Origin of the sequence: Agrobacterium sp. CCNWLW155 (assembly GCF_036888815.1) — a bacterium.
GTDB classification, from domain to species: Bacteria; Pseudomonadota; Alphaproteobacteria; order Rhizobiales; family Rhizobiaceae; genus Agrobacterium; species Agrobacterium radiobacter.
Genome location: NZ_JBAKFW010000001.1, coordinates 93443 through 106760 on the forward strand (window position 1 = coordinate 93443; position 13318 = coordinate 106760).

The 13318-nt window shown below is 60.8% G+C and carries 8 protein-coding genes; 4 read left to right on the forward strand and 4 right to left on the reverse strand.

The genetic code is table 11. From position 1 onward, the window contains the following. The first annotated feature begins 194 nt into the window (after nt 1-194). The 3 genes from V6S97_RS00540 (at nt 195) to V6S97_RS00550 (ending at nt 2981) form a co-directional block, all read left to right on the forward strand. Nucleotides 195-953, forward strand: a complete 759-nt coding sequence (locus V6S97_RS00540; RefSeq protein WP_020009721.1) for a response regulator transcription factor — start codon at nt 195-197, stop codon at nt 951-953. 9 nt (nt 954-962) lie between these two features. Next, the gene (locus V6S97_RS00545; RefSeq protein ID WP_003509796.1) at nt 963-2372 is read left to right on the forward strand and encodes a sensor histidine kinase; all 1410 of its coding nucleotides are present in this window, start codon (nt 963-965) and stop codon (nt 2370-2372) included. A gap of 183 nt (nt 2373-2555) precedes the next feature. Then, nucleotides 2556-2981: a thiol-disulfide oxidoreductase DCC family protein gene (locus V6S97_RS00550; RefSeq protein ID WP_003509795.1), complete on the forward strand. Its 426-nt coding sequence runs from the start codon at nt 2556-2558 to the stop codon at nt 2979-2981. Nucleotides 2982-3102: 121 nt separating this feature from the next. On the opposite strand, the gene V6S97_RS00555 is transcribed toward V6S97_RS00550, so the two are convergent. Continuing rightward, nucleotides 3103-3966 (reverse strand): MipA/OmpV family protein, encoded by an 864-nt coding sequence (locus tag V6S97_RS00555; protein WP_035213545.1) that lies wholly within the window; start codon nt 3964-3966, stop codon nt 3103-3105. 291 nt (nt 3967-4257) lie between these two features. Between V6S97_RS00555 and V6S97_RS00560 the strand changes: the two genes are divergently transcribed. Then, on the forward strand, nt 4258-7227 hold the full coding sequence (locus V6S97_RS00560) for a bifunctional [glutamine synthetase] adenylyltransferase/[glutamine synthetase]-adenylyl-L-tyrosine phosphorylase (protein ID WP_334425877.1): 2970 nt from the start codon (nt 4258-4260) through the stop codon (nt 7225-7227). Between the two features lie 394 nt (nt 7228-7621). Here V6S97_RS00560 and V6S97_RS00565 read toward each other — a convergent pair whose 3' ends face one another. From V6S97_RS00565 to pepN, 3 genes are all read right to left on the reverse strand, one after another. Next, nucleotides 7622-9958: a PAS domain-containing sensor histidine kinase gene (locus V6S97_RS00565; RefSeq protein WP_334425878.1), complete on the reverse strand. Its 2337-nt coding sequence runs from the start codon at nt 9956-9958 to the stop codon at nt 7622-7624. Nucleotides 9959-10197: 239 nt separating this feature from the next. Beyond that, the gene (locus V6S97_RS00570) at nt 10198-10518 is read right to left on the reverse strand and encodes a carboxymuconolactone decarboxylase family protein (protein ID WP_113082644.1); all 321 of its coding nucleotides are present in this window, start codon (nt 10516-10518) and stop codon (nt 10198-10200) included. Between the two features lie 135 nt (nt 10519-10653). Beyond that, the gene (pepN, locus tag V6S97_RS00575; protein WP_334425879.1) at nt 10654-13302 is read right to left on the reverse strand and encodes an aminopeptidase N; all 2649 of its coding nucleotides are present in this window, start codon (nt 13300-13302) and stop codon (nt 10654-10656) included. Nucleotides 13303-13318: the final 16 nt, after the last annotated feature.

Sequence of the window (13318 nt, forward strand, 5' to 3'; positions counted from 1 at the left end):
GCGATGCCGGCTTCTTTTGGGACCCGGCATCGCATCTCGCTCTTGAGACGGGGCGGTTGAGTATGGCAGGGCGCTATGGCCCTTTTCTTCTCCCCGCCGGGGAGAAGAAACAAGCGGCACCCGCCTGATCCATAGGCGATTGTTCTGCCTGGAAGCGCGACGGTGCTTAAGGCCCGATCTTCGGAGGAAATTCCATGGAAAACAAGGTTCAGGAAGTCTCTCCCGCATCTGTTTCCGGTTGTGCGGAAAAGGGCGAGGGCGCTATTGTCCCGCACATGAAGATTCTAGTCATTGAAGACGACCTAGAGGCTGCGGCCTATATGACCAAGGCGTTCCGCGAAGTCGGGATCGTCGCCGATCACGCGAGCGACGGTGAGAGCGGCCTGTTCATGGGCTGCGAGAATGCCTATGACGTGATGGTGATCGACCGCATGCTGCCGCGCCGCGACGGGCTTTCCGTCATCAGCGAGCTGCGCCGCCGCGGTATCGAGACGCCGGTTCTGATCCTTTCCGCGCTGGGGCAGGTGGATGACCGCGTGACCGGCCTGCGCGCCGGCGGCGATGATTATCTGCCGAAGCCTTACGCCTTTTCCGAATTGCTCGCCCGCATCGAGGTGCTGGGCCGCCGCAAGGGCAAGCCCGAGCAGGACATGATCTACCGGGTCGGCGATCTCGAACTCGACCGGCTGTCACATGATGTGCGCCGCAACGGCAAGGAAATCCTGCTGCAGCCGCGCGAATTCCGCCTGCTGGAATATCTGATGAAGAATGCCGGCCAGGTGGTGACCCGCACCATGCTTCTCGAAAATGTCTGGGACTATCACTTCGATCCGCAGACCAATGTCATCGACGTGCATGTTTCCCGCCTGCGCTCGAAGATCGAGAAGGACTTCGAGAAGCCGCTTCTGAAGACCATCCGCGGCGCCGGTTACATGATGAAGGACGAGGGCTGATTGGCGAAGATGGCCCGCCTCAGAATAGTGTTCCGGTCGACGGCGGTGCGCCTTTCGGCGCTCTATATCCTGCTGTTCGCGCTCTGCGCCGCCTTCCTCGTCTTTTATGTCACCGCCCTTTCCGAAAGGCTGCTGAACCAGCAGACGCGTGATGCGGTGCTGCAGGAAGTTTCGGATGTGCAGCGGATCTATAATCGCGGTGGCATCAACCCGCTTCTCAGGATGATGGAGCGCCGCGCCCGCCAGCCGGGCGCGAGTCTTTATGTCATCGCCGGGCCGAATGGCGAAATCCTTGCCGGCAACGTTGCCTCCGTTCAGCCAGGTGTCTTCGACAAGGAGGGCTGGACGGGCTTCCCGTTCCGTTACGAGCGTTATTCCGAAAGCGGCGACAGCGTGCAGCATCTCGCCACCGCCAATATCTTCATGCTGGACAACGGCCTGCGCATCCTGATCGGCCGCGATCTCGGCGAGCCGACCAAGTTCCGGGCGCTGGTGCGCAATGCGCTGATGGTGGCGCTCGCCATCATGGGCGGCGGCGCGCTGCTCATCTGGTTCGGTATCGGCCGCAATGCGTTGAAACGCATCGACCGCATGTCTGCGGCGACCAAGAAGATCATGGCCGGCGACCTTTCCCAGCGTCTGCCGCAGGGCCGATCCGGCGATGAATTCGACCGCCTGTCCGGCTCGCTGAACGCCATGCTCGGCCGCATCGAGAAGCTGAATGAAGGCCTGCGGCAGGTCTCCGACAATATCGCCCACGACCTGAAGACGCCGCTGACGCGGCTGCGCAACAAGGCGGCCGCCGCCCTTGACGACAATGACGAGACGAAACGGCGCGCGGCCCTTGAAGGCATCATCGCCGAGTCAGACCAGCTTATCCGCACCTTCAACGCGCTGTTGATGATTTCCCGCGTCGAGGCCGGTTCGATTGCCGCGGAAATGACCGATGTCGACGTCTCGGCAATTGCCGCCGACAGCGCCGAACTTTACGAGCCTGTCGCCGAGGATGCCGGGCTTGCTCTGGAAGCCGAAATAGAGGCTGACCTTTCGGTAAAGGGCAACCGCGAACTGATCGGCCAGGCGCTCTCCAACCTCATCGACAACGCCATGAAATATGCCTGCGAGGGCGAGGGCGACAAGAAACTCGTCGTCCGTCTGGCAAGAGAGCCGGAGGCCATCGTGCTCTCCGTCGCCGATAGCGGTCCCGGCATTCCCGCCGACAAGCGCGGCGAGGTGCTGAAACGTTTCGTCAGGCTGGATGAAAGCCGCTCCAAGCCGGGAACCGGGCTCGGCCTGTCGCTGGTGGAGGCCGTCATGGAACTGCACGGCGGATCGCTGGTGCTATCGGACACGGATGCCTCGAATGCGGCCTGCCCGGGGCTGACGGTTTCGATGGTGTTTCCCATCCCCAAGGCGTAAGCATCGCTGGGTGGTGATGCCAGTGGGTCTTCACACCGGTGAGTTCTGCGGATGAGCAAGACTTGCCGGGAAATGACTGTTCTTCAAGAATACATTGAAAGATAATCTGGAGAACGGTTCCGTTGATTGACGCAATGGCTCTGTTCGGAGATCGCGTGCGATGGACGAAAGGATGTGTGACGGGTGGCAGCTACGGTTCCCTTGACCGACGACGGGCATGGCCCGATCATTCTGTTCGATGCGGAATGTGTCTTGTGTTCCGTGAATGCGCAATTCGTGCTGCGGCATGACAGGGCCGGATATTTCCGCCTGGCCTCCATGCAGAGCGAGATCGGCGCTGAAATTTACCGTCGTTACGATATGGACCCGAAAGATCCCGTCAGCATGCTGGTCGTGGATGGCGGCAGGGTGCGGCAGGACAGCGATGCTGTGCTGAGCATATATGAGGCGCTGGGCATGCCCTGGCGGCTTGTTACCGTATTGCGCATCATTCCCGCATTTCTGCGCGATCCCGTTTATCGCTTTGTCGCCCGCAATCGCTACCGCTGGTTCGGAAAGCATGAAGAGTGCTGGGTGGCGCCGCCGGAATACAGGGACAGGATTCTTTGAGCATGGCGGCCCAGTGAAACGCCTTGCGGCGTTTCACTGGATGAGGAGGCGTGAGGGCAGGGACGCCTTTCCTCATGGGGATGGTGGGCGGGTTCGCGGTCGCGTACTTCTCCCGCGCGGTTTAGAACGTGTAGGCCACGCCGATCATGGCGAAGGGCTGGATATCCTTTTTCACCACCGGACTGTCCTTGGCGTCGCCCAGCAGGAAGCCGACACCGCCGGTGCCGGTGATCATCCAGTTCTCCGTCATGAGATATGAAACCGAGGCGCTGGCGTCGATGCGCTTGAAGCCTGCCTTGGCGTCATAACGGCGCAGGCCGGAACGGGCGGATTGGGCCGAGGTGACACCGAAATAGGATTTCATGTGGTTGTCATCCGCCCAGGTGGCGGAGATATCCGCACCCAGAATGAACTGGTCGACTTTGTGCGAGACGCTTGCGCCGACAGTGGCGGTGAGGCCTTCGCTGCCGCCGATGGTCTTGTCCACCTTGGCGTAGATTTCAAAGGGGTCGACGCCATAGGCGATGACGCCGCCGACCACGCCGCCGGCCTTGATGTCGCCCAGCCCGCGCAGGTTCTTCTTGTCGTCCTTTTCCTTGCGCCCCGCTTCCCATCCACCCTTGACGCCCAGCCGGAAGCCGTTCTGGTTCAGAAGATTGACGGTAACGCCGCTGAAATCGATGCTCAGCGTTTCCCCATACTGGACGGAAACCAGCGGGACGGCGCCCACTTCCAGCTTGTCCGAACCTTCATATTTCGGGGCATAGGCCGCACCTGCGCCGAGCGTGATCTTCCACTCGCTGGAACTGCTGTAGCGGGCATTGTCGAAATTGCCCTGCGGATCGGCCAACCTGTCCGATTTGCCGATATCGGCGGCGAAGACCGGTGTGCAGATCGCCTGCGCGGCGGGCAGCGTCGTCAGGCAAAGGGCCATCGCGCGCAGGTTCTTTTGCCATTTCACTGTAAAAATCTGTTTCATGATCATATCCGTTGCAGCATCGAGCGTTGGAAAACCGGGGAGTCGGGTTTCGTTGAGGATGACGCTACGCGGGCACAATTGCGGAGACATTACGCGGTGCGGCGCTTTGGAAAACATCGCCACCGGCGGTTTTCTGATCGCAAAGCGGCCCGCATTTGTTACAACGCCACATGCATGCGCCGGGAGGCTTCGGCAAAGGTGCGGCGGCAGGAACGTTTCGGATGCGGTGCATCCGGTCCTGAAAGCCGGGCACGGGCGAAGAGCGGCGAGAGAATAGGCGGAAGAGGGAGAGAGACAGTGACGAAACGGGAAACCGCCGAAAGGCGGCTGAGCGAGGTTCTGCCGGGGATGATCCGCCCCTATACGCAGACGGAACTGAAATCCGTTCTTTCGACGCTGAAGGATATCGGCAAGGGCGAGCCGGCGGTGGCCGCGCTGCTTGCCGGGGAAAGCGCGCTCAAAGACTTTATCGCTGCGGCTTTCACGCTGTCTCCCTATCTGCGCGACATGGCGTCGGCGGATGAAGGGCTTTTGTCGCTGGCGATTTCGAAACCGCTTGAGCCGCTGCTGACCGGTCTCGTCCGCGAGGCGCGCGATTGCTGGAAGCCCGGGAACGAGGGCGGTATACCGAGCGAAAACGAGGTGATGTCGCGGCTGAGAGTAGCCAAGCGGCGGCTTTCCTTTATCGCCGCACTTGCCGATCTCGCCCGCATCTTCACCGCGCGTGATACGACCCGCTGGCTGAGCGACATGGCGGATGCAGCGCTCTCCGCCGCCATCGATCACCTTCTGCTGTCGGCCCATGAGCCCGGCAAGCTGAAACTGAAGGATGTCGCAACCCCGAGCGAAGGATCGGGCCTCATCGTGCTCGGCATGGGCAAGCTCGGTGCGCGCGAACTCAACTATTCCTCCGACATCGACGCCGTGGTGTTCTTCGAACCCTCCGCCGGCATCATGGACGATCCCTATGATGCGACGGAGAATTTCGGACGCATGATGCGCCGTCTGGTGCGCATCATGCAGGAGCGCACCGCCGATGGTTATGTCTTCCGCACCGATCTCCGGCTGCGGCCCGACCCCGGCTCGACGCCGCTCGCCATTCCCGTGGAAGCGGCGCTGCTTTATTACGAGGGCAGGGGGCAGAACTGGGAACGCGCCGCCTATATCAAGGCGCGGCCGGTGGCCGGCGACATGAAGGCGGGCGAGAACTTCCTGCGCGAGCTGACGCCTTTCATCTTCCGCAAATATCTCGATTACGCGGCGATTGCCGATATTCATTCCATCAAGCGGCAGATCCACGCCCATAAGGGCCATGGCGCGATTGCGGTGAAGGGTCATAATGTCAAACTCGGGCGCGGCGGCATCCGCGAGATCGAGTTCTTCGCCCAGACGCAGCAGCTCATCGCCGGCGGCCGCATGCCGGCGCTCCGGGTGCGAGCAACGCAGGAGGCGCTGGCGGCTCTGACCGAGGCGAAATGGATCGACGCAGAAACGCGCGACAGCCTGACCGACGCCTACTGGTTCCTGCGTGAGGTGGAGCATCGCATCCAGATGGTGCGCGATGAACAGACCCATGTGCTGCCCGATACCGAAGCGGAATTGAAGCGCATTGCCTTCATGCTCGGCTTTGACGACACCAAGGCTTTTTCGGAAAAGCTGGAAGAAGTGCTGCGGCTGGTGGAGCGGCGTTATTCCGCGCTGTTTGAGCAGGAAACGAAACTCTCCGGCGAGGCTGGCAATCTGGTCTTCACCGGCCAGAAGGACGATCCCGATACGCTGAAAACACTCTCCGCCCTCGGCTTCGAGCGGCCGGAGGATATCTCCCGCGTCATCCGCACCTGGCACAATGGCCGTTACCGGGCCACCCAATCGGTCGAGGCGCGCGAGCGGTTGACGGAGCTGACGCCGGACCTGCTGCGCGCCTTCGGTGAAAGCAAGCGGGCGGATGAGGCGCTCCTGCGTTTCGATAATTTCCTTTCCGGCCTGCCGGCCGGCATCCAGCTGTTTTCGCTGCTCGGCAACAATCCGGCGCTGCTCGACCTGCTGGTGACCATCATGTCATCAGCACCGCGCCTTGCCGAAATCATCGCCGCCCGCCCGCATGTCTTTGACGGCATGCTGGACCCGGCGCTGATGAGCGACATCCCGACACGCGATTATCTCGCCCACCGCATGGGCAATTTCCTCTCCAACGCCCGCCATTACGAGGATATTCTCGACCGGCTGCGTATCTTTGCCGCCGAACAGCGCTTCCTGATCGGTGTCAGGCTTCTGACCGGCGCAATCCGCGGCGAAGTCGCCGCCCGCGCTTTCACCCACCTGGCCGATCTGGTGATCGAGGCGGCGCTGAATCCGGTTCTGGCGGAGATGGAAGCGGCGCATGGGCTCTATCCTGGCGGCCGTGTCGCCGTCATGGGCATGGGCAAGCTCGGCTCCTTCGAGCTGACGGCCGGTTCGGATGTCGATCTCATCCTGCTTTACGACTATGACGATGCCGCCCATGAATCCACCGGCGCAAAGCCGCTCGATGTGGTGCGCTATTTCACTCGCGTCACCCAGCGGCTGATTGCTGCCTTATCGGCCCCGACGGCCGAAGGCGTGCTTTACGAGGTGGATATGCGGCTTCGCCCCTCCGGCAACAAGGGGCCGGTGGCGACGCGCATCTCTGCTTTCGAGAAATACCAGCGCGAGGAGGCCTGGACCTGGGAACACATGGCGCTCTCCCGCGCCCGCCTGATCTGCGGCGATGCCTCGCTGATGGAAGATGCGCGCCGCATCATCGCTTCCATCCTTTCGCAAAAGCGCGATGCGGCCAAGGTTTCCGTCGACGTGCTGGACATGCGCAACCTCATCGAGCAGGAAAAACCGCCGGAAAACAACTGGGACTTCAAGCTCATCAACGGTGGCCTGATCGACCTCGAATTCATCGCCCAATATCTGGCGCTGGTGGGGCCGGTGAAAGGGCTTGCTGCGCACGAACCGGGTCGCAATACGGCCGAGGCGTTGCAGGCGCTCGCCGCGCCTGTCATGGAGCCGCAGGCTTTCGATGACTGCATGGCGGCGATGGGGCTTTATACCGAAATATCGCAGATCGTGCGGCTGTGCATTGATGGGACGTTCAATCCGAAAGAGGCGCCGGCGGGCCTGATCGACCTCGTGTGCCGGGCGGGGGATTGCCCGGATATTTCAACGCTTGAGGGAGAGGTGAAGCGGCTGGCGAAAGCAGTGCGGAAGGCGTTTGTGGCGGTGGTGAAGAACGGTAATTAGTGAATCGGATCATAGAAAGAAGAAGCTGAGCATGAAGGTGTATTTCTATATACTGCCTGCAATATTATTGTTCTTTTTTTTACCTCTTATTTTAAATATATCGGCGGATATCATTGCATACGCGTATGGATGCCAAATCCATCTCGACGAGATTAAGTGTTCCGCAGGAGACGCCTCCGTCCCCATTGTAGCTGCTTTTGCACTAGATATCTGCTTATTGGCACTGCGATTGTTGTTCTTTGTGCCCCTGATCGCGGCGATGTTTTTCTTCATCTGGCTATTGCTAATATTGCGATATGCCCTGCTAAGAATTGAGACCAAAAGTAAATGATGGAAGAGCCAATTTCCCTATAATTTAGGCCTTTGTCGGTTGGGCGCGAACATCGTCCAACGCTCAATGCACCGTCCCACACACCCCCGCCGTATGCGGAATAATGATCGTCACCACCGTCCCACGACCCTCACATGAGCGTATCTTCATCGTGCCGCCATGCAGCTTCACCAGTGAGCGGGAAATCGCAAGTCCGAGGCCGGAGCCGCCCTGGCTCTTGGCATATTGGCTCTGCACCTGCTCGAAAGGCTGGCCGATCTTGTTGAGCGCCTGCGCGGGGATGCCGATGCCGGTATCGGCGATGGTGAGGATCATCGCGGCCTCATGCACATGGGTGCGCAGCGCGATACGGCCGCCGTCGCCGGTGAATTTGACCGCGTTGGAGAGCAGGTTGAGCATGATCTGCTTCATGGCGCGGCGGTCGCCCTGCATGGTCAGCCCGGCGCAGACCTTCTGCTGCACGGTGATGTTCTTCTGCTGGGCCTGAATGGCGGTCAGCCGCAGCGTCTCCTCGATCAGCGGCGCAAGATCGATCGTCTCGCGGTTGATGCGCATATGGCCCGCTTCAATCTTCGACATGTCGAGAATATCGTTGATGACGTTGAGCAGGTGTTTGCCGCTGTCATGGATATCGCGGGCATATTCGGAATATTTCGGCGAGCCGACCGGCCCGAACATCTCGTTTTGCAAGATTTCGGAAAAGCCGAGGATGGCGTTGAGCGGCGTGCGCAGCTCGTGGCTCATATTGGCGAGGAATTCGGATTTCGCCCGGTTGGCGGCCTGCGCACGCTCTTTTTCGGCGAGATAATTGGCGTTGGCGTCGGAAAGTTCCGTCTTCTGCCGTTCCAGCTTGTGCTGCGAGGCGGAGAGGTCGCCGATCGTTGCCATCAGCCGGCGTTCGGAATCGCGCAGCCGTTCCTGATGGCGCTTCAGAAGGGTGATATCGGTGCCGACGGAGACGAGGCCGCCGTCACGGGTGCGGCGCTCGTTGATCTGCAGCCAGCGGTCATCGGCAAGCTGCACTTCCATGGTGCGCGACAGGCCGGATTGGTCCGGATCGGCAACGCGGCGTTCAACCACGGGGCGGGCTGCTGCGGCATGGACCGTACTTTTTTCCGTGCCGGCCACCAGCACGCTGTCAGGCAGGCCATAGGCCTTCTGGTAGTGGGTGTTGCACATCACGAGGCGATCGTTCTTGTCCCACAGCACGAAGGCTTCCGAGGTGGATTCGATGGCGTCGGCAAGGCGCTGGTCCGCCTCGGCATAACGCTGGGCGAGGCGGTGCTGTTCGGTGACGTCCATGGCGATGCCGATGACGCGCGGGCCGTTATTGGTGCGGATGACCTGGGCGCGGGCGCGCAGCCAGACATAATGACCCTTGGAATGGCGCATGCGGAAAATCTGGTCGATCTGGCGCAGGTTGCCGCAGCCGACGGCGCGGGCAAGCTCGTAGAGATTGCCGTCTTCAGAATGCATCATGCGGGCCGCATCGGAAAAGGAGAGCGGTGCTGCCTTCGGCGGAAGCCCAAGAATTTCGTAAAGCGAACCGGACCAGAACATGCGACGGCTGGAAAGATCGAAATCCCAGAGGCCGCAGCGCCCGCGCGACAGCGCCGTCTCCACCCGCAGGTTGGATTCGGCGAAGATGTCGTCGGCGTCGCGGGCGCGCTTCACCTGCATATAATAGGCGTAGAGCACGACGAGCAGGATGGAGGAGATGCCGGCGAACAGCGTCACGTTCATGGCGATTTCGCTACGCCAGAAGGAGCGGATCGGCTGCAGCGAGCGCGCCGCGATCACCATGGCGCCATCATCACCGAAGGGGATCATCGTCGCATAATGCTGCTGGCCATCGATGTTGGTCTCGATGGTGCCGGGCGAGCCGGGGAAACGCTGCACGATGGCGATTTCGGGAAGCAGGGCGGGCAGCGAGGTGCCGATATAAAGCATCGCCTCCTTGCCGGCGCCCGCGAAGATGCGGCCATTGCTGCCTGACAGCAGTACCATGGTGCCATCGGCAAGGCTGCCCGACGGCAATGCGGCGACAAGGCTCGCCTCGGCGCGGGTCCGGTCCTGCCCGGTGAAAACGATACCGTTGTTAACAAGGGCCGCTTTCGCCGTCAGCGCCGTCAGCGCGGTTGAGTGGCGGGCGGCCTCTTCCATGCGGCTGTATTCGGCAACGATGCCAAGCATGCGCGAGGCAGCGACAACAACGAGGAAGGCGAGAATGAGAATGGGGATCAGACGTTTCAGCAGGGTTTCGACCTGCGGCGCCGGGCGGTCGGAGCCATTCATCAAACCCATCAGGTCGCTGGAAAGCCTTTCGCCCCAGGCCGCAAGATCAGAAAATTTGGCATACGGCCGCTCATCGCCCGCAGTCGCCCGCCGCACGTTCGTCATTGTCCCGCCTTTTAGATGTCCCCAGTGATTCGAAGCGCCGCCGCTTGAATATCTCTAATGAATCAAATGCGATTCGCCGTGTCCAGAGGCAAAAGTTAAAAGAATTTTAACCCCTTGAACCGACTCCGTATTTTTTCGGGACAATCTGTTGCCGCTTCGGGAAAAGCGGGATTCATGAAGAAAAACAGTGAGCCGGCACTTCAATTCCGGCGGTTTCGAGATGCCGCGTGGAACGGGTTTCAGCTTCCATCGAAGGCATCGAGAGCAGGGCCAAGCGCGCTGATCACGCCATTGCCGGCGGCGGGAAGACCGGTCAGCACCGCGCTGATGATATCCTCCCGGCTTGCGCCGTGCGCCTTGGCTTCCGTCACATGAAAAGCGATGCCGCTTTCCAGACGCAGGGCGGCCAGAATACCGATATAGATCAGGCTCTGCGTCTTCACATCGAGTGTGGAGGCCGCGCCCAGACCCCGCACGGCCTGAAGCCATGCCGCCTTGTGAGCCGGGGCGTCGGTCATGAAGCGTTGAAACGAGGCGCTGGTTCTGGACATGTCCGTCATCTGAAGTTCCCATCTGATCCCGAGCCAACGTCGGCCCTTCGCACACAAAGATGCTGCGCAATGCGCGACGCCGCCTTGATGGAAATCAAGACGGCGTCGCGGCATGGATCAGAATGGTGGAGCTTCGGCGGACGATCAGCCCTTGAGGATACGCCCGACGATGTCGCTTACATCCGTCGACAGGTCCTTCGCCTCGGCAATGGTTGAAAGCGCGGCTTTCGCATGTTCGGCACGGCTTGCCTCCAGCGATCGCCAGGAGCGCATGGAGGTCAAAATGCGGGCGGCCAGCTGCGGATTGCGTTTGTCGATGGCGATGATCTGTTCCGCAAGGAAACGATAGGCCGCGCCATCGGCACGGTGGAAGCCGGTGGGGTTGGAGAAGGCAAGCGTGCCGACCAGCGAGCGCACCCGGTTCGGATTGGTGGCGATGAAATGTTTCGATTTCATCAGCCCCTTGATACGCTCCAGCGCGCCTTCGCCCGGAATGGCTGCCTGCAGCGAGAACCATTTGTCGAGAACGAGTGCATTGTCGGCAAAGCGTTTTTCGAAGGCGGCAAGCGCTTCCTTTGTTTCCGTGCTTTCCGGGAAACGCTGGGTCAGGACACTGAGCGCATGGGCGAGATCGGTCATATTGGTGGCGTCGGCAAAGGCCTTCGCCGCCCGCTCCGGTGTTCCCTCGGCAAAGGCGAGGAAGCTCAGGGCGCCATTGCGCAGTGAACGGCGTCCGGCGCTGTCGGCGTCGGGGCTGTAAGCCTCGCCATTGGCAGCACTATCGGCAAGCTGCCGCAGCGTTTCTAGGCCGGACGTGGCAATCGCCTTGATCGTGGCATTGCGCGCCTTGTGGATGGCATCGGGATCGGTGTTGCCGCCGAGTTCGCGGGCGATATCCGTCTCGCTCGGCAAGGCCAGCGCCTGCGCCCGGAATGCCGGCTCCAGCGCGTCGTTGCCGATGATTTCGATGAGCGTGGCGGAGAGAGCCGCATCCGCTTGTATTTCTTCGCCCTTCTGCACCGCCTTGGTGGCGGCAATCAGCGCCGGCAGGGCGAGATCGGTCAGCGCCTGGAAACGGGCGAACATGTCAGTCTCATGCCGGGCGATCTGCACCAGATCGGCCGCATTCTGCTCGAAATCCAGATTGATCGGTGCCGAGAAGCTGCGGTTGATAGACAGCACCGGCCTCGACGAGATGCCGGTAAAGGAGAAGGTCTGGTTGCGTTCGGTCAGATGCAGCACGCCATTGCGATACTCGCCGCCTTCGACGGCCTGCGGTTCGGCGATCTGGCCATTGTCGAGGATCAGCGCCAGCGACAGCGGAATATGGCGCGGCTGCTTCACCGGCTGGCCGGGCGTCGGCGCCACGGTCTGTTCCAGCGTCAGTCTGAAGGTGGCATTGCCCGCATCATAAGCCGATGAGACGGAGACGAGCGGTGTGCCCGCTTCCGTGTACCAGAGCGAAAATTGCGAGAGGTCGCGGCCGCTCGCATCGGCGAAACTCTTGACGAAATCCTCGACGGTTGCGGCTTCGCCGTCATGGCGCTCGAAATAGAGGTCCATGCCCTTCTTGAAATCATCAGCGCCGAGGATCGTGGCGATCATGCGGGTGACTTCGGCGCCCTTTTCATAAACGGTGGTCGTGTAGAAATTGTTGATTTCGCGATAGGTATCCGGGCGCGGCGGGTGCGCCAGCGGGCCGGAATCCTCGGGAAACTGCTCCGATTTCAGGTGGCGCACATCGGCGATGCGCTTGACCGGCCGCGAGCGCATGTCGGCGGAAAATTCCTGATCGCGATAGACCGTCAGGCCTTCTTTCAGGCAGAGCTGGAACCAGTCGCGGCAGGTAATGCGGTTGCCCGTCCAGTTGTGGAAATATTCATGGGCGATGATACGCTCGATGTTGGCGTAGTCAGCATCGGAGGCGGTTTCCGGGTCGGCCAGCACGAATTTGTCGTTGAAGACGTTGAGACCCTTGTTCTCCATCGCGCCCATGTTGAAGTCGGACACGGCGACGATCATGAAGATATCGAGGTCGTATTCGCGGCCGAAACGCTCTTCGTCCCATTTCATCGAACGTTTCAGCGCATCCATGGCGTAGGCCGCGCGCGGCTCCTTGCCGTGCTCGACATAAATCTTCAGCGCCACTTCGCGGCCGGACATGGTGGTGAAGGTATCTTCCACCACGCCGAGATCGCCGGCGACAAGCGCGAAGAGATAGCTGGGTTTCGGATGCGGATCGAACCAGGCTGCGAAGTGACGGCCTTCATCGTAATTGCCGCCGCCGAGGAAATTGCCGTTCGAGAGCAGCAGCGGATTGCCTTCCTTCGCCGCGATGATCGTCACCGTATAGGGCGCCAGAACATCCGGCCGGTCGGGGAAATAGGTGATACGGCGGAAACCTTCCGCCTCGCATTGCGTGCAATAAACGCCATTGGTGCGGTAAAGCCCCATCAGCTGCGTATTGATCTGCGGATTGATGTAATTGGTGACGCAGATCTCGAAGGGAGATTCGGCCGGCAAATCGCGGATGGTCAGGCTGTCGGGCGTCGCCTCATATTGGCCGGCGGGAAGCTCCACCTGGTCGAGCAGCAGGCCGGAGAGCTTCAGCTCGTCGCCATCAAGAACGAGCGGCGCCTGCCGCTCAGCGCGTTCGCGCCGGTGAAAGATCAAACGGGCTTCGACCTTGGTATTCTTGGGGTCGAGTTCGAAGGTGAGATCCACCCGCTCCAGAACGAAATCGGTGGGGCGGTAATCTGCCAGGTGAACGATCTGGCCCGTGTCTGTTCGCATGACTGTCCCTGAATAA